The sequence below is a fragment of the Mariprofundus erugo genome, from assembly GCF_005818865.1.
GTDB lineage: Bacteria > Pseudomonadota > Zetaproteobacteria > Mariprofundales > Mariprofundaceae > Mariprofundus > Mariprofundus erugo.
This window is the reverse complement of sequence record NZ_VBRY01000003.1, coordinates 275,685-299,371: the sequence shown is the minus strand read 5'-3', so window position 1 is coordinate 299,371 and position 23,687 is coordinate 275,685. Positions and strand designations below refer to the sequence as shown.

Annotated in this window: 18 protein-coding genes; 5 read left to right on the top strand and 13 right to left on the bottom strand. The window is 58.1% G+C overall.

Annotation, left to right across the window (positions count from 1 at the left end):
• Positions 1-474: 474 nt before the first annotated feature.
• The gene (locus tag FEF65_RS04860) at positions 475-840 is read left to right on the top strand and encodes a hypothetical protein (RefSeq protein WP_138238657.1); all 366 of its coding nucleotides are present in this window, start codon (positions 475-477) and stop codon (positions 838-840) included.
• A gap of 205 nt (positions 841-1,045) precedes the next feature.
• Here the strand turns inward: FEF65_RS04860 and glnD are convergent, their stop codons facing one another.
• From glnD to FEF65_RS04840, 4 genes are all read right to left on the bottom strand, one after another.
• The gene (gene glnD, locus FEF65_RS04855; protein WP_138238656.1) at positions 1,046-3,646 is read right to left on the bottom strand and encodes a [protein-PII] uridylyltransferase; all 2,601 of its coding nucleotides are present in this window, start codon (positions 3,644-3,646) and stop codon (positions 1,046-1,048) included.
• On the bottom strand, positions 3,624-3,941 hold the full coding sequence (locus tag FEF65_RS04850; protein WP_238701187.1) for a DUF4156 domain-containing protein: 318 nt from the start codon (positions 3,939-3,941) through the stop codon (positions 3,624-3,626). The genes glnD and FEF65_RS04850 overlap by 23 nt, the downstream gene beginning before the upstream one ends.
• On the bottom strand, positions 3,938-6,529 hold the full coding sequence (mutS, locus tag FEF65_RS04845; RefSeq protein WP_238701186.1) for a DNA mismatch repair protein MutS: 2,592 nt from the start codon (positions 6,527-6,529) through the stop codon (positions 3,938-3,940). The genes FEF65_RS04850 and mutS overlap by 4 nt, the downstream gene beginning before the upstream one ends.
• A 242-nt stretch (positions 6,530-6,771) precedes the next feature.
• Positions 6,772-8,238, bottom strand: a complete 1,467-nt coding sequence (locus FEF65_RS04840; RefSeq protein ID WP_138238655.1) for a TrkH family potassium uptake protein — start codon at positions 8,236-8,238, stop codon at positions 6,772-6,774.
• Positions 8,239-8,762: 524 nt separating this feature from the next.
• Between FEF65_RS04840 and lspA the strand changes: the two genes are divergently transcribed.
• Entirely contained in the window at positions 8,763-9,242 is a 480-nt protein-coding gene (gene lspA / locus FEF65_RS04835) for a signal peptidase II (RefSeq protein ID WP_138238654.1), read from the top strand.
• On the opposite strand, the gene FEF65_RS04830 is transcribed toward lspA, so the two are convergent.
• Both FEF65_RS04830 and lon read right to left on the bottom strand, forming a co-directional pair.
• Positions 9,226-9,624, bottom strand: coding sequence for a hypothetical protein (locus tag FEF65_RS04830; RefSeq protein ID WP_138238653.1), 399 nt, complete (start codon positions 9,622-9,624; stop codon positions 9,226-9,228). The two genes, lspA and FEF65_RS04830, sit on opposite strands and share 17 nt — an antisense overlap.
• Before the next feature lie 108 nt (positions 9,625-9,732).
• Positions 9,733-12,183, bottom strand: a complete 2,451-nt coding sequence (gene lon / locus FEF65_RS04825; RefSeq protein ID WP_138238652.1) for an endopeptidase La — start codon at positions 12,181-12,183, stop codon at positions 9,733-9,735.
• A gap of 95 nt (positions 12,184-12,278) precedes the next feature.
• Between lon and htpX the strand changes: the two genes are divergently transcribed.
• Together htpX and FEF65_RS04815 are read left to right on the top strand one after the other, a co-directional pair.
• Positions 12,279-13,205, top strand: coding sequence for a protease HtpX (gene htpX / locus FEF65_RS04820; protein WP_138238651.1), 927 nt, complete (start codon positions 12,279-12,281; stop codon positions 13,203-13,205).
• Between the two features lie 67 nt (positions 13,206-13,272).
• On the top strand, positions 13,273-14,025 hold the full coding sequence (locus tag FEF65_RS04815) for a competence/damage-inducible protein A (RefSeq protein WP_138238650.1): 753 nt from the start codon (positions 13,273-13,275) through the stop codon (positions 14,023-14,025).
• Positions 14,026-14,251: 226 nt separating this feature from the next.
• Here FEF65_RS04815 and FEF65_RS04810 read toward each other — a convergent pair whose 3' ends face one another.
• The 7 genes from FEF65_RS04810 to FEF65_RS04780 form a co-directional block, all read right to left on the bottom strand.
• Positions 14,252-14,623 carry a hypothetical protein gene (locus FEF65_RS04810; protein WP_138238649.1) on the bottom strand — a complete coding sequence of 124 codons (372 nt, stop codon included), beginning with the start codon at positions 14,621-14,623 and terminating at the stop codon, positions 14,252-14,254.
• A 109-nt stretch (positions 14,624-14,732) separates the two neighbouring features.
• Positions 14,733-17,582, bottom strand: coding sequence for a spermine/spermidine synthase domain-containing protein (locus FEF65_RS04805; protein WP_161595178.1), 2,850 nt, complete (start codon positions 17,580-17,582; stop codon positions 14,733-14,735).
• A 152-nt stretch (positions 17,583-17,734) separates the two neighbouring features.
• A complete protein-coding gene (locus FEF65_RS04800) occupies positions 17,735-18,439 on the bottom strand; it encodes a hypothetical protein (protein WP_138238647.1) in 705 nt (234 codons plus the stop codon).
• 249 nt (positions 18,440-18,688) lie between these two features.
• Positions 18,689-19,627, bottom strand: coding sequence for a hypothetical protein (locus tag FEF65_RS04795; RefSeq protein WP_138238646.1), 939 nt, complete (start codon positions 19,625-19,627; stop codon positions 18,689-18,691).
• Positions 19,612-20,256 (bottom strand): PilW family protein, encoded by a 645-nt coding sequence (locus FEF65_RS04790; protein ID WP_238701185.1) that lies wholly within the window; start codon positions 20,254-20,256, stop codon positions 19,612-19,614. The genes FEF65_RS04795 and FEF65_RS04790 overlap by 16 nt, the downstream gene beginning before the upstream one ends.
• Positions 20,256-20,735, bottom strand: a complete 480-nt coding sequence (locus tag FEF65_RS04785; protein WP_238701184.1) for a type IV pilus modification PilV family protein — start codon at positions 20,733-20,735, stop codon at positions 20,256-20,258. Before FEF65_RS04785 ends, FEF65_RS04790 begins: the two co-directional genes overlap by 1 nt.
• Position 20,736: 1 nt before the next feature.
• Positions 20,737-21,285: a GspH/FimT family pseudopilin gene (locus FEF65_RS04780; RefSeq protein WP_138238644.1), complete on the bottom strand. Its 549-nt coding sequence runs from the start codon at positions 21,283-21,285 to the stop codon at positions 20,737-20,739.
• On the opposite strand from FEF65_RS04780, the gene FEF65_RS04775 reads away from it, so the two are divergent.
• Entirely contained in the window at positions 21,284-23,623 is a 2,340-nt protein-coding gene (locus FEF65_RS04775; RefSeq protein WP_238701183.1) for a penicillin-binding protein 1A, read from the top strand. The two genes, FEF65_RS04780 and FEF65_RS04775, sit on opposite strands and share 2 nt — an antisense overlap.
• The last annotated feature ends 64 nt before the right edge of the window (positions 23,624-23,687 follow it).

The window sequence follows — 23,687 nt, the reverse complement described above, 5'->3', positions numbered from 1 at the left end:
TGCGGCCGGCGTGTGGCTTCCACCGCCCCCGCAGGGCGAGGGCATGATGCCCGAGGCACTTTGCCTTTACCGACCCATCAAGTCCTTACACGCGTCATTGACCGAGCTCACCTGCCGACGGCAAAACCGTCCGGTCCGTGACCTGTATGGAGTGCTGAATGAGGTGGCCTTACCTCTCCTCCGCCCCCTCTTGCCGACTCCGGCAGACGTTGACATGCATTTTTTTTCGTCCCACATGCCCTTCGACATATATATTACCATCAGCGCCGCCAAATCCGGCCAACGCTCCGTTTTCCGAAAAAAATCAGACTTATTCTGATATCGCAGACAAACCCCCAAACTTATAATGCATTCATACACAAATATTGTCATAGGGCCGCAATGCCGGCGATCAATTTTGGCCGATCATAGGGAGGATGGTGGTGCCAGTATCGCAGCAGCATGCAAGGAATGCAGGCGACCCGGGAGACTGGAATGAAACTTGAGTACGCGCATCAAATAGGCAAAATCGATACCAATGAAATCAACTGGATCGTTGAGGACCACCTGAAAACAGCTGCAGATTCTGCAGCCTGTATCTCAACCGACCCGCAACGCTGCATGGAAGCCATCAACGGCACATGCTGCCGCGGAGAGTGGGACAAACTGATCGCAGTCTACAGAAGCGAGTCACTCATTCAGACAACATCACTGCTCCGTGCCATGGAAAAGGACGGCTGGCGCTGTGATATCTGTCCGGCAGGCCTGCAACAGAGCAGTGAAGCACCGCTGTCGGACTACTATCTCTGCGTGCGCATTCGCAACGCGGAACAAGCTACAGCTGCAGGTAGCATCAGGTAACAAAGGGCCCCACCGGGATTACCTGTATCATACAGCTGTAATGGTAGCCGGCAGCACGGCCATACCCCGCCCTCCGTGCTGCCGGTCACCAATCCTTTCCACAAAAACTGCGGATGGACGACCGGCCGGACTATCCAGCCGCATGGCAAATCCATGACCCGCAAGCCATCACCCGCCCGGAAGCACGGGCTGGATCAGCGCCTCTTTAGCCGGGCAGAGCCGGCTCCTCCGGTAATGTGGCGATATCGCTCAACTGACGACTCAACTCCGCCACCTGTGCCTCTGTCAGCTGCTGCATCGCCTTGTCGGTAATAAAGAAGACGTCGACAGCCCGCTCACCGAAGGTTGAGATCGAGGCGCTGTGCAACTGATAACCCTGCGATGAGATGGCATCGGCCAGACGGGCCAGCAGCCTCGGCTGATCGGCAGCCGACACCTCGATCGCCGTCACCCGGTAGGATGCATCGGGCAGCTCACGCACCCGCACCTCCACCCGCCGCATCAGCACATTGATCTTGAACGAGGTATCAATCGCCACCCGTGGCAGCGCATCGGCAGCCAGCATTTTATCAATGCGGTTCTTCAGCCGCTCCAGATCACTGGGAATATCAAACGGCGAGCCATCGACACTCTGCATATGAAATACATCGAGCACGCGGCCGTCACTGAGCTTGTCGGCATAGGCGGCCATAATGCTGCCATGCCCGGATGTCAGGGTGGCGCTTAAGGCTGCAAACAGGCCGTTCCGCTCACGCGCAACGACAAAGAACAGGCTCTGGCCACGATCACTGTCGATCCAGTATTTCACCCCGTCACCCCCGGTGGCCACCAGCAGCTCGACGATGTTTTGCAGCAACCGGGGCGGGAAATGCATGATGCAGGCGCGCGGCAGCCTCGCCAGCGCCTCCTCCTGCAGCTCACGGGCGACACTGCAACGATCGAGTACCGCATTGACACGGGTCTGATACAGACGCTCGGAAGACTCACTGATCGATTCATCGCTGCGATAATATTCGCTGGTCAGCCAGTAGAGCTCCTGCAGCAATGAGCCCTTCCAGTCATTCCAGACATTCGGCCCCACTGCGGCAATATCGGCAATGGTCAGCAGAAACAGATAACGCAGCCGGTTGATATTACCGACCCGCTCGGCAAAGGCGCGAATCACCTCCGGATCAGAGAGATCAAAACGCTGGCTCTTGACCGCCATCAGCAGGTGCTCGCGGACCAGCCATTCGACCAGCTCGGTCGCATCGCTGTCCATATGCATCCGCTCACAGAAGCTGCGCGCCATCAGCGCTCCCACCTCCGAATGATCACCGGGCAATCCCTTGGCAATATCATGGAAAATCAGGGCAATATAGAGCAGCTCCGGCCGATGGATGGCATGACAGACATCATGCGCCAGCGGCAGACGGATCTGACGATCCCGGTGCCAGAAGTTACGCGCCTCACCCACTGCCCGGATCGTATGCTCATCCACCGTATAGGCGTGATAGCGATTGAACTGCCCCAACCCGACCACATCGCGGAAGCAGGGAATAAAGCGGCCGAGTACACCGGTATCATTCATCTCCTTCAATGCCCAGTGCACATTGCGCCGGCCACGCAGGATTTTAAGAAAGGTGCGCTGTGCCTCCGGATCATCGCGGAAAGCATCATCGATCAGCAGCACATCGGCCCGGATCTGCCGCAACGTCTGGCTGGAGAGGCGGCGCTGCCCCTGCTGGGCGACATGGAACACCCGCAGCAGCCGCAGCGGGTCCTCACGAAAGACGCCGGCATCACGAATGCCAACCAGTGTCCCCTCCTGGGTGAAACCATCACCGATATTGCGCGTGAAGGAGAAGCGGCGCGGATGCAGCTGCTCCTGGAAATGCATCATCAGCAGGCCGGTTACCCGCGCCACGCGCCCGACATGACGGAAATAATCCTTCATAAAGGCATCAACGGCCGGTCGCTCATTGACCGGCTGATAGCCCATCTGTTCGGCCAGCATCACCTGCTGTTCAAAACCGATACGTTCATTGGCCCGGCGGGTATCCAGATGCAGTGCCGTACGGCAGCGCCAGAGAAAATCCTGGGCCGCCAGCAGCTGCTCAATCTCCCGCTCGGCCACAGCGCCCGCTGCAACCAGATCGGCAATATCGTCGCAACCATACCAGACCTTGCTGATCCAGAAGGCCGCCTGCACGTCGCGCAGCCCCCCCTTGCCCTCCTTGATATCCGGCTCCATCCAGAAGGCGGTACCACCGGTACGCATATGACGCTCTTCCAGCTCGGCCAGCTTCGCCTCGACAAACGGTTTACGCTGTTTTTTGAAAAAGATATCGAGCTTCGCCTGCAACTGCCGGTTCAGCTCGCCGGAACCGGCCAGCAGACGCGATTCAAGCGCCGCCGTCGCACTCGCCCAGTCCTCCTGCACATGCTCCAGCGTATGGCGCACCGTACGCACCGCATGACCGATTTTCGCGCCCATATCCCAGAGCGACAGCAGAAAAGACTGCAGCTCCTCCTCGGCCTGTGCCGGCAGCTCCTCCGGCACAATAAACCACAGATCCCAATCGGAGTGAGGAGACAACTCCCCCCGCCCGTAACCACCGACCGCAACCAGATCCATACAGGCCGCCGCTGCCGGTGCCTGCTGCTGCCAGAGACGGATCAACAGTGCATCCACCCCCTGACACATCAACCGGCTCAGTTCACCACCACTGGCGCCAGCATCGAACGCAGCTTCCACCTGCTGATACAGTGCCGCCAGCTGCCGGCGCGGACTGATCACGTCGTTACTGACGGCAGCGGTAGACATCGAATGCCTGTTCGCCGTCGATCACCCGACTGGTCGCCACAATGGTGTCGCCACCGATCTCGGCCGCTGCATTCTGACCGGAAACCTCAAGCTCGGCTGCCACCTGCTCTTCCGAACGGGAGACAAACAGCACCTTGTCGAGCACCCCGACCTTCACCGAACCCAGCTTTTTGCAGCCCTCCACCTGAGCCAGGTAGACCACCCGCACATTCACCCCTTCGGTCGTCGGCTCCACCCATGTACAGCCGTGCAGCAGCAGGCCCAGAAACATCAATCCGATACTGTACTTTTTCACTGTTTCACCTCTCTGACCAGATTATCCAGATACATCAGCGCATCCAGCGGACGCATATCGTTCACATCGATCTGCCGGATTTTTTCCCGCAACTGCCGCAAGCCGTCAAGCTCCGCCTCCTGCTGCCGTTTTTCCGCCACGGCAAACAGGCCAAGCTGATTCTTGCCCGACTCCGCCGCCAGCTCGGAACCATGCTCAAGCCGGAACAGATGCTCACGCGCCCGCTTGACCACCTCACGCGGCAGACCGGCCAGCTGGGCCACGGCGATACCGTAAGACTGATCGGCGGCATCTTCCACCACCTGATGCATAAAAATCACCGAACCATTCCACTCGCGAACGGTGACAGAAGCATTAAATGCCGCAGCCCAGGTATCGGGAAGCTCGGTCAGTTCATGGTAATGGGTGGCAAACAGGGTCAGCACATCCGGCGCCGTGATCAGCCGCTCGGCCACCGACCAGGCAATGGCCAGACCATCCCAGGTACTCGTTCCCCGCCCGATCTCATCGACAATCACCAGCGAACGCGGCTCCATCTGATTGAGGATGGTGGCCGTCTCCATCATTTCCACCATAAACGTGGAGCGGCCGCTGGCCAGCTCATCGCCCGCCCCGACACGGGTGAACAACCGTTTGGTCAGCGGGATCCTGGCCTCATCGGCCGCCACAAAGCAGCCGGTATGGGCCAGCCAGACAATCCACGCCACCTGACGCATATAGGTCGATTTACCGCCCATATTCGGACCGGTCAGCAGCATAAAACGGCGCGACTTCATATCCATATGGGTATCATTGGCGACAAACGGCTCCTTGCTCTTCAAATGCCGCTCCACCACCGGGTGACGCCCGCCGACAATCTGCAGGGCGCGACCACTGTGCACCTGCGGTCGCACATAGCGGTAGCGAATGGCCAGAAAGGCAAAGCAGGCCAGCACATCGAGTGAAGCCACCGCCCGCGCCGCCTGCTGAATGGCCGCCGCCTGCTGACATAGCTGCTGACGCAGTGACTCGATCAGCGCCTCCTCGCGCTGCATGGCCGCATCCTGCGCCCCGAGAATTTCCGACTCGAATGCATGCAATTCATCGGTGATAAAGCGCTCGGCATTGACCAGCGTCTGCTTGCGCACGTAATCGGCCGGTGCCTCTCTGGCCTGGGCGCGCGAAATCTCGATAAAATAGCCGAATACCTTGTTGTATTTGACGCGCAGATTGGCCAGCCCCGTGCGCTCGCGCTCGCGTGCCTCGTAACGGCACAGCCAGTCACCGGCATCGCGGGCCAGTCCGCGCAGGCGGTCCAGCTCGGCATCAAAGCCCTCACGAATGACTCCGCCATCGCGAAACTGCGCCGGCACCGTTGCCACCAGCGCCTGATCCAGCCCGGCAGCCAGTGACTCAAGCCCCTGCAGTGACTTGATGATACCGGCATAAAGACCGGAGCGGTCCCCCAGCAGGGTATAGAGCTCGGGCAGTGCCTGCAGCGAGTCGGCCAGACCGCGAAAGTCACGCGGATAGGCGCGGCCGAGCACAATGCGGGTCAGCATTCGCTCGATATCACGCACATCACTCAGCCGGCTGCGCAGTGCGGCGAGCATATCGCGATCATCGACCAGACTCTGGACCGCATCCTGACGGTGGCGCAACTGCTCCAGATCGGTCAGCGGCGCATCAATCCATTGCCGCAAAAGGCGTGCCCCCATCGGCGTACAGCTCTCATCCAGCACGGCGATCATGCCCGCTTTCGGGTCACCATTGAGGGCACAATAGAGCTCAAGATTGCGACGGGAGCGCATATCGATACGCATCCCCTCCCCCCGCTCGATAAATACCGGCAGCTGCAGATGCGAGAGGGTGCACTTCTGTGTCTGAACCAGATAAACCAGTACCGCACCGGTCGCCGCAGCCGCCAGCGGGTGCGTCTCGAGATTCAGCGACTGCCAGTCACTAATACCAAAATGCTGCTCCAGCTGCTCACGGGCCACGGCAGCCGAAAAGCTCCAGTCACCGGGACGTGCCACCGGCACATCCACCACCGCCTCATCGGCAGCCGGCAACAGCAACTCGGCCGGTGCCAGAATCGCCATCTGCTCCTCAAAGGCCGCCGCCCCGACGCCCTCCAGCAGTCGCCAGTGACCACAGGATAGATCCAGTGCCGCAATACCCCACTGCTCGCCGCGCTGCACGCACGCCGTCAGCGGTGCTGAACGGGCATGATCAAGCAGCTCCGCCTCGGTGAGCGTACCGGAGGTAACCACTCGCACCACTTCACGGCGAACCGGCCCCTTGCTGCCATCCGGCGGCTCCATCTGCTCACAGACCGCCACCCGCTTGCCGGCGGCAACCAGCCGGGCCAGATAGCCCTCCGCCTGATGCCAGGGCACGCCCGCCATCGGAATATCGTCACCGTTGGCCTTGCCCCGTTTGGTCAGTGTAATATCAAGAATCTTTGATGCCTGCACCGCATCATCAAAAAACATTTCGTAGAAATCGCCCATACGGTAAAACAGCAGACAATCCGCATATTCGGATTTGATCGACAGATACTGCTGCATCATCGGGGTATGGGCCTCGTGCCCTGCCTTGTTCGTCATGGCCGCAATGTAGCATGGCAACGGTCAATACATAAGAGAGACCTGCCCGGGAGATCTCATTCAAAGAGACCGTTATTTAAAATCCTTTCACCGCAAAGGACGCAGAGTTACGCAGAGTAAAACCATAGTACTGCATTGAGGGGTTCCTGCGCCCGGCCTGTGGCTTCCACATGACCAGGGCATGATAACGGAGTCACGTTGCCTTTACTTGACCGGACTGGCTGCTGCTGCGCGGCTTCCGCTCAGGTACGCCAAAAGGTACGGGTGAAGATGACAATCACCGTCATGATTTCCAGCCGGCCGATCAGCATGCCGCCACACAATATCCACTTGGCGGCATCCGGCAGGGTTGAGAAGTTTCCCGCCGGTCCAATCACATCACCCAGCCCCGGACCGACGTTGGTGACTGCGGTCGCGGCAGCACTGAGGCTGGTAATAAAATCAAGGCCGGTCAGCGACAGAAACAGGGCAATCGCGGCAATGATGAAGGCAAAGTAAAATGAAAAGGCCACGATGGAGCGGACAATATCATCGGAGAGCACATGACCGTTATATTTGGACGGAATCACGGCATACGGATGGCGCATCAAATGCAGCTGATTGCGCAGCAGAATGAAGGCCACCTGAAACCTGAAGAATTTCATCGAGCCAGCCGTCGATCCCGAACAGCCGCCGACAAACATGATGTAGAAAAAGATGATCACCGCATACGGGCCCCACTGCGTATAGTCATCGGAGGCATAGCCGGTCGTTGAAATCACCGAAATCACATTGAATGCGACATGGGTCAGCACCCGAAAGAAATCGAGATCGCTGTTGATGGTGCGCTCGATACTGAAGAGCAGAATCAGAATCATCACGAAGGCGAGAAATCCGCGTACCTGACTGTCGCCCAGCAGGGCATTCTTTTTGCCATGCATAAAGGCAACAAACAGTGAAAACGGCAGCGAGCCCAACAGCATGAACAGACTGGCAAACCAGAGAATCAGTGGCCGGTCGTTGAAATAGCCCATCGATGCGTCATGGGTGGAGTAACCGCCGGTGGAGAGGGTGGTCATGGCATGCACGATCGCATCAAACCAGCCCATACCGGCAAGCCAGTAGCAGCCCATGGCCAGCATCGTCAGCCCCAGATACAGCAGTCCGATATTCTGAATGAACTCCTGAGCGTGGTGCAGCGTTTTATCCGACCAGTCGGACGACTCGGTGGAGAACATGCGCATACCGCCCACACGCAGATAGGGAAGAATGGCAATACTGATCACGATGATACCGATGCCGCCCACCCACTGCAGCAAGCCGCGCCAGAGCAACAGGCTGTGCGGCATGGCATCAAGGCCGGTCAGGACGGTCGAGCCGGTGGTGGTAATACCGGACATCGACTCAAAAAAAGCATCACAAAACGAGAGTTGCGGCATGGCCGCATAGAGCGGGATGGCACCAATCACAGCCAGCACACTCCAGCTGGCGACGGTAATCAGATAAAGTTGCTGGCTGGAAACCTCAAAACGCTGTTGGCGTGCGCGGGAACGGAGCCATATACCGATGATAAAAAAAGCGGCGGCGGCATACACAAAACTGCGGGTGGTGTGTGCCCCCTCGTTAACGGCGAGCAGCAATGGCGGCAGAGCAAGCATCGCCCCCAGTATCCATACAAAGGCGACCACGGTTAAGACCGGGCGGAACAGAGCCATCTTGTCCTGCTTCATTGACGCATCATGCGCCCATGGCAACTGCTTTTGCAAGAAACTGCCCCCGGAAGTCATGTTTCAGGGAAGGGGGGGGAGGGAAACATGACTCACCGGGGGCAGCACTGTGGAATTTCGGCATACGGGCACCGGAATTCTTCCTCTCTATCGGCAAATCATTGCCAGACTTTAGGACGGGGCGAATGATAACCTCTCTCCGCAGGGAAATCATGTGATCGATATCACAAGCTTCCACAGCATCCGCCCGTAATATCGACCACAACACCCGGAGCAATCGCATTAAAAGAAAACCTTCACCGCAAAGCACAGCGTTAGGCAAAGCAAGCGCTCATTCATTCGGCGCATCCGTGCGCATGGGCGCGCTGATAACTTCTTGCGAAGTCATCATTGCGGCTTTACAAAGATCCATGAAACAAAGGCATGTTTCATGCGATGGTCCTGCCGCAACTCGGTCGAGGCTGGTATCCCCCCCCTGTTATGCGCATGCTTCGCGACGCGATAACGATGCATACGAGGTGAATGCGATGAACCGGAGTACACTGCAGGCCGCAACACTGGTGCTGCTGGTCGCAGCAGACCAGCTGTCAAAATGGTGGATTCAACAGACGGATTTTCATCCATTCATCGTCATCGACGGCTTTTTCAATATTATCCGGGCCTATAATCCGGGCGTTGCCTTTTCGATGTTCGCCGATCTTCCCGATGCAGTGCGCATCTGGCTGCTGCTGGCTGTCACCATCACCATCGCCATTGCTGTGGTGGCATGGTGGTGGAAAGAGCGCCTCCAGGATGGCATCACCTCATGGCTGCTGGTGATGATTCTTGCCGGTGCCATCGGCAACATCTGGGATCGCATCCAACTCGGCTACGTGGTTGATTTTATCGACTGGTACATCCGCATTGGTGGCAATGAATACCACTGGCCCGCCTTCAACATTGCCGACTCATGCATCTCGGTGGCGGTCGTACTGCTGCTGGTCACCGGCTTTAAAAAAGCTGATTAAGCACACCATTGCGTACCCTGACCGGCACCTCATCCAGGCGATGGGCATCGACCACATTGTGACGGTCAAAGGTGATGACCAGTGTTTTGGTGCTGCCGCTGGAGCTGCCGGCAAACAGCCCCACCACCGGCAGATGGCTGGTCCCGTCGGCGGATGTATGGGTCAGCTGATAGGTCCAGACCAGGCGCCCGTCCTCAGCTGACACGGCCTTCAACGGCTCACCGAACATCGCCGCCACATCAGCGCGGGTAGTGGTGTGATCAATCACCTTCTGATCAATACTCGCCCGATCCTCATCATGCAGAAAACGGTTACCCGGATCGCTGGCACAGCCGGCCAGCAGCTGAGCCATCAATACAAACGGGAAAAGATATTTGATCACACCAGCCTCCGGGGACGTACTGATGGATTCAGCACGTGCATTGCCGTCCTGGCAAACGTCAGTCCGCAATAGCGACAACGTGTTTTGCCTTTACCTGCAAAGCAAGAGTTATGCCTCAGCCTCTCCCTTGCGCCGTTTTGGCGATTTCATCCGCACCTCGAACATCAGGCGGGCCACCTCCCGGAAATGCTGCACATAATGGATGGTAATCCCCTCCCTGACCGACTGCGGCAACTCATCCACATCCACCTGATTGCCGGCCGGCAGAATCACCTCGTTGATACCAAGCCGTTTGGCAGCCAGCAGCTTCTCGCGCTCGCCACCGATTGGCAGCACTTCACCGGTCAGCGTCAGCTCCCCGGTCATGGCCATACGGGCCGGCGCCTTATCCAGCGCCAGTGACAACAGTACTGTTGCCATGGCAATACCGGCACTCGGCCCGTCCTTGGGCACAGCCCCTTCCGGCACATGCAGGTGCACAAAGGCCTTGTCGAAAAAGTCAGCCTTCACACCGAAACGGTCCAGATTGGCGGTCACATAGGAGTAGGCGATCTCCGAGGACTCCTGCATCACCTTGCCGAGCTGGCCGGTAATTTTCATACCACGGCGATCCTGATGCACAATCGCCCCTTCCAGCGTCAGGGTCGTGCCCCCCATCGCCGTCCAGGCAAGGCCGGTGGCAAGACCCACCCCCTCCTTGACCGGCTGCTCGCGAAAACGCGGCTTACCAATGTAATCCTTGATATCGGCAACCGAGAGGCGAACCGGCAAGCTCACCTTCTCTTCCGCCACATTTCTCGCCACCTTGCGCAGGATCTTCTTCATCAGCCCCTCAAGCCTGCGCACACCGGGTTCTCGGGCATAATCCTCGACCAGATGGCGGAACAGGGCACTGGTCACCACCACATCATCGGCTGCCAGGCCATGCTCCTTCAGCTGAATCGGCCACAGGTGTTTACGGGCGATATCCACCTTCTCACTGGCAATATAACCCGGCAAACGGATGATTTCCGCACGATCCAGCAATGGCCTCGGCACGGTATCCAGCTGATTGGCCGTCAACAGAAACAGCACCTGTGAGAGATCGAAACGAACATCGAGATAGTGATCCATAAAATCGGCGTTCTGTTCGGGATCCAGCACCTCCAGCAGGGCGGAGGCAGGGTCACCACGGAAATCGGAACCGATCTTGTCCACCTCATCAATCATGATCACCGGATTGGCCACCGCCACCCGTTTGAGTGCCTGCACAATTTTGCCCGGCATGGCACCGATATAGGTACGCCGGTGCCCCTTGATCTCGGCCTCATCGCGCATGCCACCCACCGAGAAACGGAAAAACGGACGCCCGACCGCTTCGGCAATCGCCTTGCCGAGCGAGGTCTTACCCACACCGGGCGGACCGACGAAGAGGATAATCGAGCCCCCCACCGCCTTCTTGCGGGCGCCTACGGCAATAAATTCAAGGATGCGGTCCTTTACATCCTCAAGACCGGCATGATGCCTGTTCAGTGCGCGCGCCGCCGTTTTCAGATTATAGCGATCGCGACAGAACTTGCCCCACGGCAGTGAAGTCATCCAGTCGATATAACTGCGGGTGACATTGTACTCGGGTGAGGATGGCTCAAGCATTGCCAGCTTGTTGATCTCCTCGTCAAATGTTTTGGCCGCCTCTTCACTGAACTTCAGCTTTTTCGCACGTTTACGGAAATCCTCCACCTCTTTCTCGGCCGGATCTTCGTGGATACCGAGCTCGCGCTGAATCTCCTGTAACTGCTCCTGCAGAAAAAAGCGGCGCTGCTGCTCGGAGATACGCTCATCGATATTCTCGCGGATCTTTGTCTGCACCTTGCTGACATTGAGCTCACGATTAAGCAGTGACACCACCTTTTTCAGGCGGTCAAAAATCGGGAAGGTCTCGAGAATATCCTGCAGATCCTCACGACTGGCCGTCGTCAGGCTGGCGGCAAAATCAGCCAGCCGGTTCGGCTCATTCACATCGAAACGGGAGGCGAACAGCCTGAGCTCCTCCTCATACATCGGATTGTGCTTGAGCAGCTCCTTGATCGTATTGACGATCGCCACGGTATAGGCGCGCAGCTCAACGCTGTCCTCATATGCAGTCTCGGCCCTGTAGCTGGCCAGTACCCGGATCGGATTCTCCTGAGTAACAAAGCTTTCGATTTTAAAGCGGCGCACACACTCGACCACCAGGTGCAGGCCGTGCCCGTCGATTTCCACCGCCTTGGCAATGCGGGCAACGACACCGACCTCGTGCAGATTCTTCGGCGCATAGGGCTCATCTTCATCGCGCACCAGCACCAGACCGACATACTGCTCATGGCTGGCGGCCAGTTCGCGCACCACCTTGCCCATCTCGCCGCCTTCATAAATCAGCGGCACCACAAGGCCCGGGAATAGCGGCCGGTTGGAGAGAGGCAGCAGTGTCAGGCGCTCCGGCAGGCGCTCATCCGAGCGCACCAGTGTGGCCTCTTTCGGCGGAGCGGACGGACCGCCCTCTTCTACAATATCGGGGTCATGTACGGTATCTGAATTCATGAACGGTACTTAAGGCTATCATCATTTGATTTCAAGGCTTGAATCGTCAGCATATGGCCTCCACATTAGCACAATCATAACCATTCGGAGGATTCATGCGAAGCTTTAAAGGCATTCTCATGCTGATTATTACCAACCTGCTGGTATTCGCGACACTGGCGATTACCGGTAATATTTTGATTTCGTTCGTATTGCCCGCATTCGGCATCGATCTTCGCGGCAGTGTTGCCACCTCGCAATTCGCCTGGGCCATGGTCTTCGGCTTCGGCGGCGCATTTATCTCCCTGTGGATGTCAAAACCGATGGCCAAGCGCATGTACCGCATGCAGCAGGTCACCGAGCCATCCACTCCGAAAGAGAAGCTGGTATACAACACCGTCAAAGAGCTGTCCGAGAAAGCCGGCATCAAGATGCCGGAAGTGTGGGTTTACTGGGATGATGCACCCAATGCATTTGCCACCGGCCCGACACGCAACAATGCGATGGTCGCAGTCTCATCCGGCCTTGCCATGGCCATGACGGATGATGAACTGAAATCGGTACTGGCGCATGAAATGGGGCATGTCGACAATGGTGATATGGTCGCCACCACGCTGCTGCAGGGACTGATGAACACGTTTGTCTACTTCCTGGCCGGCATGATCGCCCGTCTGGTTGCCAGTGCCGGCTCCCGCGATGGCGAGATGAATACCATGCTCTACTTTGTTGTCGATATGGTGCTGCAGATTCTCTTTTCAATCCTGGCATCGATCGTGGTCATGTGGCACTCACGCCATCGTGAATTCAAGGCGGATGCCTATGCAGCCCGTGCCTATGGTGCCAACAACATGATCCGTGCCCTGCAGAAGATCGAGGTACTGGCGCATCAGGCACAGCCGGTTGAGGAAGAGGAGGCATCCATGCTTGCTCCGAAGGACGCGCTGGCGACCATGAAAATCCACGGCAAAGCCAGTGGCCTGATGCATCTGTTTGCCTCTCACCCTTCGACTGAAGCGCGCATCGAGGCGCTGCGCCGCCTGTAACATCCGGATGCGTCAGCAGCAGGCAACCGATGCTTGACTGCTGACGCATTTCGACCACCCTGCAGCCATGACCCATCCGGCCCCACATCATCCGGCCCGCCACCATCAAACCGCCGCCATTCTGGTGATCGGTAATGAGGTGTTATCCGGGCGCACCCGTGAAGCAAACGCCTGGCTTGCCGCACAGAACATGTTCGCCTGTGGCTGCCGGCTCTGCGAAATCGCCGTTGTCCCCGACCAGCATGATGCCATTGTCTCCACACTCAACAGACTGAGAAACAGCTTTGATGCCGTCATCACCTCCGGCGGTATCGGCCCCACCCATGATGATATCACCATGGAGGCCGTGGCCGATGCCTTCGCCGTGCCGCTGATCGAGCACCGTTTTATCGTTGAAGCGATGACCGCCCGCTATGGCGCCGATGGCATGAATGACGGCCGCCGGCGCATGACACGTGTGCCGCAAGGCTCCCGCCTGATTCGCTGCGAAAAAACGATCGCCCCCGGTGCCCATATCGGCAATGTTTATGTGCTGGCCGGTGTTCCGGATATTTTCGCATCACAGCTGGATGCCATCATTCACGACTTTGGTGACCGGCCATTCCACCGTCGTGAAATCGAGGTAAAGCTGCCGGAAAGCCTCTTTGCCGCGCCACTTGAATCGATCCAGCAACAGTTTGACGATGTCGAGATCGGCTCCTATCCGGGCCGTTGCGGTCCCGATCCCTGTGGCAAGATCTGCCTCTCCAGTCAAAACCCTGATCGCCTGCAACAAGCCTTCGAGCAGGTCAGCAGCATGATCGACACACTCAGGGACTGATCGCATCATCCATCTCGGCGCCGGCATCCGCTGCCGCCTGTTAAGAAGATGCTGATTAATTGCCACCCTGGCAAAAATCAGTTTGCAAAGACAAACGCGAGCCAAAGAGGCAGGAAGCCGATTGTGGCGCCCGTCCATGGCCTGCCCGGAATCGCCGGATGCATCAGCCGCGCATTAAAACAGCACCATGGCCACCCGGGCAACGACGCGGCGTGATCTCAGCCGGTCACTGCCCGTAGATCTCGCGCAGGTTATGCGGCCGGGTTGCTCCCGCATCCGGCCCCGGCCCACCCGGGGTACCATCGGCACAGGTACAGGCCGCAATACCGGCCGGACAGATGCAGGAGGGACATGCCCCCATGCTGTCGCCATGCGCCAAATGGGCGGCAACCGCCTCTGCCCCGACCGTCAGCGTCAGCCCGGGTGAATCCTGCCCCGGGGGAATATGACACAGCGTCACCTGACCATGGTGATCATCGTTGCCGCCATGTTCTCCCCTGTACTCACCGGCACCACCCTCTGCCGCCACCGCAGGCGCCGCCACAGACAGGGCACATGCCAGCCCCCACATCAGCATCACTCGTCGTCCGTATGTCATTGCACACTCCCTGATCCGGCTCGCCGGCATATCAAAACTCATGATGCATCTATCGCCATCTGCCGCCGCTGCATGAGGTCACATGGCGGGCCATATGCAGCGGCGCCGTTCAGAGCAGATGCAGCTGCTCCGCCAGGGCGCGATCAATCGGCCCCAGTTGCATGGCCTGCAGCAAGTCGACCCGGGCCTGATCGGCATGGCCGAGCGCCTTATGGGCTGCGGCCCGGTAAAAATAGGCCCTGGCCTGCAACGGTCCCGGCCGCTGCAGATAGTCATCCAGTGCTGCCAGCGCCTGCTCATAGCGCTGCATCCGCAGCAACAATCTGGCGATGCGATAGCTTGCATCCTGATCGGCCGGATCCACCACCAGCTCGTGGCGGAAGTTTTCCAGTGCCTGTTCCTCATCCCCCAGCAGCTCGAAACAGACTCCGAGATTATAGGAGGCATTGTCATATGCAGGCGCCATGGCCTGGACCCGCTGCAGATACGTGATCGCCTCACGATACCGTTTGAGCTTCATCAGCTGATAGGCATAGGCATGTATCTCGCGCGCCCCTTTCACCACCTCCATCCGCACCCGGCGCAGCTCAAGCTCGGCCAGATCCCTCCTGGCCTGCGAATCCTCAGCCGCCAGCAGCGTCTGCCAGCGCTCCTCAATCGATGAGCGCCCCAGCCGCGCACGGGCATGGGCGAGAAAATCAGCCGGAAACGCTGCCGGCACCGAGGTCATCGCCTGCCTGATTTCAGCAATATCAAAATGCGCCTCCAGCTTCTTTCTGAATTCAGGAATCCCCCCCTTCTGCAGGCTGGCAATCTCAAACTCCAGCACCGGGTCATCGGCGGTATTCAGCGGCAGCTCAGGATCGATCGGCAGGGCAAACAGATCGGTCGTCATCAGGTGATAGGGCAACCACTCACTCATGATGCCGTATCGCTGCATCAGGTTATCGCGCAATTCAGACTGCGTTGTCACCGCCTGCTGTTGTGTCATCACCAGCGGCTGATCCGAGGCAACAAGCAGAAAATAGGCTCCCTTCACATAGAGCGCTGCGCAGTGGCGAAAGCTTGCCTGCAAGGTACGCAGAATCATTCCCGCCCCGACATCACCAATGCGCGAATCCATCCAGGTGACATAAACACCATCGGGTGTCAGCCGGCGCTTCACATCATCGAAAAAGTCCTTTGTATAGAGCTTGGATGAGCTGAAATAGAGTGGCGTTGTCACCGTGTTGAGAATCAGCGAATAGTTCTTGCCACCGGCTTTAACAAAATGGATGGCATCATCGACATGGATCGTGATACGCGGATTATGCTCAATATCGAAGTTCCATTCGGCCATACGAAACAGGTTTTCACGCACCACCGGATTGATCTCCACCACATCGGTGTGATCAAAAAAGAGGCCGGCCGATGATGCCGTCGCCCCGCTGCCAAGGCCGAGTACCAGTGCATCATCCAGGCGCGGCGCATACAGTGTGGAGAGGGCCCCGACGATCTTTTCCGACGGGTTATTCAAAGGGATACTGATATAGCCGTTGATAAAGAAATAGGGCTCGCCCTCCACCCGGTTGATCGAAAACACATCCTGATAACCCTTATAGCGCTCAAAACTTTGCGTCCGTTTGCGCTCCTCCATCAGGCCGGTCACACTTTTAAATTTGGTATAACTGAGATAGAGAAGATCCTCATCCCACTCTCCGGCAAATGCCCCGCCCATGGCCGCCAGCAGCAGCCCGGCCGCCAGCAGCCGACGCAAACGGGCGACTTCAAAGACAAGCAGGGCCAGCAGCGAGATGGTCGCTACCACCAACAGTTGAACGCCATAATCGAGATAGCGATGCAGCAGAAAGACCATCAGCAGAAAGCCGCAGACATTGGCGATCGAGGAGATAAACAGCAGCGTACCTGATTCCTGGCTGATCTCCCCCCGACTGGTGAGCAGTGCCGGAATCGTGGCACCGAATGAGGTTGCGGGAACCAGCATCAACAGCGCCAGCACCAGCCACTTCAGCAGCACCACCTGCCAGAATGAGTCCCCGGCCAGCGGATAGAGCGCGGCATACACATAAATGGCGCCACCTGCGGCCAGCATCAGCCACAACAGGCCGGCAAGATTCCACCACATGACCGTGGTAAATCCGGGAGAAAAACGGCGGACCAGGCGTGACCCGAGCGTAATTCCGAGCAGCACCAGTGACAGAACCAGGGCGAAGGATTCGCGGAATGGTCCGAAAACCAGCTCGGCATATTTCACCATGAATAACTGAAAAATCGCCGAGGCAACGCTGGCCAGCACCAGTGCAGCCACCATGCGGTCAGGAAGGCGGAAAACCAGCGTCTGCCAGCGGCGACCATGTGGCTGCCGCGGCCCGACCGCTGAACATCTGAGACCGGCAGCAATCAGCAGATTGACCAGCGCAAACAGCGTCACCGTCCCCCGCACCCCGAGCGAGCGGATCAGATAAAACTCAATCAGCAGTGCCGTGAGTGCCGCACCGAGGTTGTAAACCATATAGACATGGGCAAAGGCACCGCTCCCCCCATGCTGCATGCGGGCAAAATAACCGGCAAAGAGCGGCACGCTGCAGCCGATCAGAAGCGCCGGTGCAATCAGTAACAGCACACAAACCAGCACACTGCCGGCCAGACTGCCGCCAAACAGCGCGGAGGCCGAATATACCAGCGGTTCCAGCCATGGCTGCACCGCCACCATCAGCAGGCCATAGATACCGATCCCCGCCTCGATCGCCCACAACCAGCGCCACAGTCTGTGCGCATACATCGCCCCCAGACCGATACCGAGCAGAAATGTCATCAGTACAGCGGCCGAGACAATGAACTGATCTCCGATGATATTGCCGAGAATCCGGCCATAGAGAATCTCATAGGAGATTCCGGCAAGTCCGGACAACATCATCAACCCGACAAACAGGCGCCGGGTCACACTATCCTCCTGCATCATGACCTCCTGCCGCTGTCACAAATACCGGGCACCTGCGCGCCCGTGTTGGCGGACCATAGCGGCTGACTGTACGTGCGACAAAAAAATAGCGCCCCGTAAAAGGGCGCTATTTTCTGCTTTGCAGCCAACCGCATGTTTATGCTGCTGTTTCAGTTACCATAGATTTCACGAAGCGCTTCCGGTGCAGTGGCACCCATGCCGCCAGGTGTCACCGGTGTGCCAGTTGAGGCATCACCCCAGAAGCCGCTGCTGCCATCCGAACAGGTGCAGGGGGCACCGCTGACTGCGGTTGTCACATCCGCCTGATACTTGTCGGCTGTGGTCTTGTTATCGCGGGCACTGTTGAACTCGGAATCAGCCTTGCTGGCCTCGGCATAAGCCGCATCGCGGGCATTTTTGGCTTCCTGGTCATCCTTGCTGTCCTTGGTTTGCAGCGCATCGTTGTAGGCCTTGTCTGCTTTGGCGTAGTTATCATCCGCCGTGCTCTTGGAGTGCTGGGCGGCACTATAGGCACTGTCCGCCTTGCCGGCATTGTCAGCCGCTGTTGCCGCTGCCGCACACTGACAGCTCATCGGTACACATGTCCCCATCTGGTCGCCGTGAGCCATATGGGCACTGACGGCAGAGGTGGAGATGGTGATGCTGTGGCCGTTATGGCAGATGGTTGCCTTATCATTGCCGGAGCTGCTGCTGTCTTTTGTCTCCGAACTGCTGGTCGTGGAACTGCTGCTGTCTTTGCTGCTGGTATTGTAACTGCTATAGTTGCTATCACCTTCTGCCAGGGCAGAGGATGCAGCAAATGAAACAGCGAACATCACCGCCAGCACACCTGTAAACAGTGTATTTGTTTTCATATGCATCTCCTTCAATTGATTCCGGCCGGAGCCAGTTTATCCGTGTAACCGCTGCAGGTATGTATCGTGCGTCACATGTTTCTCCCGACCGGGAACGGTGAACGCATGGAGATACACCTGTCAGCAACATCTATCGGCAGTGCTCACGCAAGCTTTAATAGCAATCACAACCTGCAGGCGAACATAGCACAGAAACAAACGGATCAGCAGCTGTCACACCCGGGCTGTGCGTCAGACGCACAACCGGCGTTACTGAACAACCGAGCGCAACAGGTGGCTGGGTTTGCCATTCACATAACCGATGGCATAGGCAACAATCCGGTAGGTTGGCAGCCATGCTCCGGTATTGGCATCGCAGGCCTGAGCGGTGGCAAAAGAGGCCAGGCCTGAATCACACGGGCAACCCGGTAATGCACCGCCGACACAGGCCGTGGCAGCCAGACCGCCATAGGCGTTGAGCGGATCAAGCGGGAAAATTTCAATATCGTGATTGGGATTGTTCGGATCTCCGGCCGTGAGCCAGAGAATGGCACCATTGAGCGGAATATCCTGCCCGACCACCGGGATGGCATGATGCGGAAGCGCCGGAATCGAGGGCGTAATCGAGCCATCGGCTGCGATATCCAAGCGGATATAGCGCGGCAGTGATGCACTGATCCGGTTCATCGTCGGTGCGGCGCGATTGGCAGGATCCACTGTCACATCAATGCAGTTGGCAAAGCTTGCCGCACTTTGCATGCAGATCGTGCGACTGCCCATCGGTGAATTATCAAAGTACATCACCTGCCCTGCAGTACCTGCAGTCGAGGTATCGCTGATCGCGGTCGGTCCGGGATTCCACAAATAGGCGCTCCACTCCATAAAATCACCGACCATAGCGGCATTGGCCGGCGTCAGCGGCTCACCGAAGGGGGCGGCCACGTAGCTGCCCGTATAGCTGTGGTTATCAAATTCGGCATCATTGGCCAGCGCCCAGGCGATATAATGAACAGCCGTTTCGGCATAGTAATAGGCTTCGGTGGAGCTCTGGGCCGTGCTGCTGGTCTGGGAAGCAATGCGCGATGAGTAAAACATCGCCAGCGACATCAGCGTCAGCAATCCCAGCATCACCAGTGCCGTCACCAGCACAAAGCCACGCTCAGCCCCGCCGACTCCGGGCCGGTATCTGCGTCCTAGTTTCTCGGCCATATCTTGAACCCCAGTGACAGCACACTGCTCTGATGCTGTTCGTTCATGTAACTGGCCTGCAGCGTCACACTCACACCGGCCGTCGCCGATGCGGAAACGATCAGCCCGTTTGTCGTCGACAGATCACGCATCATCTCCTGAAATGTTGCCGAACCGGAGTCGGCGGCAGCCAGCGGTCGCAGCCAGAAGATACATCCGGCCCCGTTCGCCGGACAGTTGGTACTCGGACGCTGATACTGAAAAATACCGACATGCCCCTCCATATTCTGATAGGTCAGGGTTTTACTGGTTGCATCCCAGTAGGGCAGCGAAGTGAAGGTGGCATTGCTGGCCGGATAGCCCGTCGGAGGCGTCACCCCGCGACTGGCCAGATCCGTCAGTATGGGATTCGTCGCACTGGGCACATTCAATGACTCGCGCAAACCCGACTGCATCAGCTGGGAGGCGAGATAGAGATCTCCCATACGCTCGGTACGCGAGCTTACCGACGAGGTCACCTTGCTATTGGTGATAAAGACCGATGCAAGGCCGGCAATAATCACCAGCCCCATCGCCATGCTGATCATCAGCTCAATCAGCGTAAAGCCTTCTTCGCCCCCCCGCAGGCGACCGTGATTCAGCGCCATCATCATTGCGCCTGCGACAGGTGGGTCAGATAGATCATGCGGGTAATCCCTTTATGGCTCCAGCTGACCGTCACCAGTCGGGTTCTCGGCGTACTGAGAAAACCGTGCGAGGTAAATGTCCCCATCGTTGACAGACTGGCCGGCAACGGACCGGTGGCGACCGACTGATTCACCACCACGGTATAACTGACCGCCACACCGGTTGTCGGGGTACAAACGGAAGTACGCGGATAGGCAGGCTGGGATGCGGCAGCAGTAAGACCGCAAGCAGATGAGATCAGCGGTGCAAAATCATTGGCATCATGCTGCCACTGCTCCAGCACCTGTTCGGCAAGATGGACGGCCGTCAATCGCTCACCGGAAACCTGACCACTGCCCATAATGGAGACGGTAAACTTGCTCAGCGCCAGCACGCCGACCGATACCACCACCAGTGCGATCAGTATCTCAATCAGGGTAAAGCCCTGCTGCTTCGCGCGCATACTAATAGGCCCGGCCAATGACATTGATGGTGATATCACGACTGCTGCTGCCGGCAGTCAACGTAATGGTGCCTGAATTGGCGGTGCCACGACTGGAGAATGTGCGGGTCGTCGTCGGCGAAAGCGTCAGGTTGCCGGCGAAACGGCCCAGATTCACCTGCTCATTCCTGCACACATCACATGTTCCGCTCATATTCGCATCAAAGGTATAGGATGTAGAGGTAAACGTCACGCTGACGCTTCTGTTTTCGGAAACCGCCAGCACCCGTGCCTGCTTGAGCTGGGCAAGCAGCGTCTGCTGCGCACTGCTGACCGCCTGATTCGCCCGCCAGGTGGAGTAAGCAGGCACCGCAACCGCCGCCATCACACCGATAATCATGATGACAATCATGACCTCCAGCAGCGTAAAACCGCGCGCAGACGCCGGCGCAACCGCAAAGGCGGATGCTGCAGCTTGCCTGTCCACGTCATTTACGGTTGGATTCGGATACATGCGCATCTTTTTCCTTATCGCGAAAATCGCCATCTCCTTGAGCCTGCTGGCAGCCATGGGGCTGACGATAGGCTATATGGTTTTCTCCAGCAACCTGCCGGCACTTTCGGCCCTCTCCGAATATCAGCCTCCCCTTGTCACCCGTGTCTATAACACCAAAGGTGAGCTGCTGGCCGAATATGCCGACGAACACCGTATTATCACCCCGTTTGATGAAATACCCAAACAGCTGATCAGCGCCTTCCTGGCGGCAGAGGATCAGCAGTTCTATGAGCATCCGGGCATCAATCCGGCCCGTATCCTGTCGGCCGCCATGGCCAACCTCAGTGCCGGTCACACCATCCAGGGTGGCTCGACCATCACCCAGCAGGTGGCAAAAAACTTTCTGCTAAGCAGTGAGCGCTCCTACACACGTAAAATTCGTGAAGCGATCCTCTCCTATCGCATTGAGCAGGCCTTTTCAAAAGAGGACATCCTCTACCTTTACCTGAACCAGATTTACCTTGGCCGCGGCTCATATGGCGTGGCCTCTGCCGCCTGGCGCTACTTTCACAAACCGCTCAGGGAGCTGACGCTGGCCGAGTGTGCGGTACTTGCCGGCCTGCCGAAGGCGCCCGGCAAATATGCGCCGCATATCAACCCTGAAAAGGCCCTGCAGCGCCGCAATACCATTCTGCAGATGATGCGCGATCTCGGCATGGTGGATAAGCAGGCCGTCGCTCAGGCCATCGCCGAGCCGATGCGTATCTCCCCGCTGGAAGAGACGAAGCTTGCCAATGCCTATGCCGATCAGGTCTATCACGAGCTGGTCCAGCGTTTCGGAGAAGAGACCCTGCGCCGGCAGGGACTGACCATCATCGTCCCCTATGATATCGAGGCGGAGCGTGCCGCCGTCAGCGCCCTGCGCAGCGGGGTTCTGGATGTCGAGCGCCGCCAGTTTTACCGCTATCCCGTCTCCCATGCCAAATCCGAATGGGACGCCCTGCTGAAAGAGTGGCGCAGTGCTGCCGGCAACACCGCCCCGTCACTGGGCGAAGACAATCTGTTTCCCGCACTCGTTGAAAGTGTGGATAAGAACGGTGATCTGCACGTCAACGACGGTTTCAGAAAATGGCGACTGAGCAAACCGAAATGGAACTGGAAAACCATCGCAGACTATAAAGAGGAAGGGGCCAGTGAGGCCACACTGGCGACACTGCAGCAACGTCCCCGCCAGTGGATTGCCGGCGACGAAATTCGACTGCAGGGCGATGGCAAGAGTGGCGTCCGCCTGACTCAGGATCCATCCATCGAATCGGCCCTCTACGCCATTGACCTGGAGCGCGGCACCGTACTGGCCCGTGTCGGCGGCTTTGACTACCAGATTGGCGGTTTTGATCGCGTCCGGCAGGCACAGCGCCAGCCGGGCAGTGCCTTTAAACCGTTCCTCTACACCTCGGCGCTGGCCAGCGGCTATACCCCTGCCTCCATCGTCATGGATACCCCGCTGGTATTCGAGGGGCAGAGCAACGATGACTACTGGCGTCCTGAAAACTACAAGGACAAGTTCGCCGGCCCCGTCACCCTGCGCAATGCACTGGAGCACTCACGGAACCTCGCCTCCATCAAGGTACTGCAGAACATCGGCGTACAACGTTTCCTCAACGATCTGCAGGCCTACCCGTTTCAGCGCAACTTCCCCGCACAGCTGGCCCTGGCCCTGGGAGCCACCGAGGTTACGCCTGAAGAGCTGACCGAGTCTTATGCGGTACTGGCCAGTGGCGGCCAGCGCTGGAAGCCGGTTGCCGTGCAGCAGGTACAGGATCGCACCGGCAAAACCCTGTTCAGGGCAGTGGCCGGCCATCGCTGCCAGATATGCCATGCCGACCCTGTCATGGCGGTCAATGAATCCATGCGACCGGCCGAACAGACAGTCGATCCGGTCAACGCCTTCTTAATCACCCATATGATGGAGGGGGTCATTGAGCACGGTACGGGCCGTCGTGCGCTGGCCCTGAAGCGACCGGCCGCCGGCAAAACCGGCACCACCAACAAGCAGGTCGATGCCTGGTTTATGGGCTATACACCGCAGGTTCTGACCGGTGTCTGGACAGGCCGCGACAGCCCCACACCGATGGGCCGTTCGGAAACCGGTGCCCATGCCGCCCTCCCCACCTGGCTTGCCGCCATGCAGGCATTCCATCAGGAGAGGGAGAAAAAGAGCTTTACGCCACCACAGGGTATTGAGTGGGTCACCATCGATACCGACAGCGGTTTACTGCCGGGCCCTGACAGCAAGGATATCTCGCTGGAGGCATTCCGTACCGGTACGGCGCCAACAGAAGAGACGCAGTCCACAAACCCGACCACAACAGAACCGGCCAAAGAGGGCGGCTTCTTCGGGCTGGGCCTGTAACCTCCCCGGCACATCGAGCGCAACCATCAACGGTTCAAAGGATACCCTGAATACATCAGAGTAT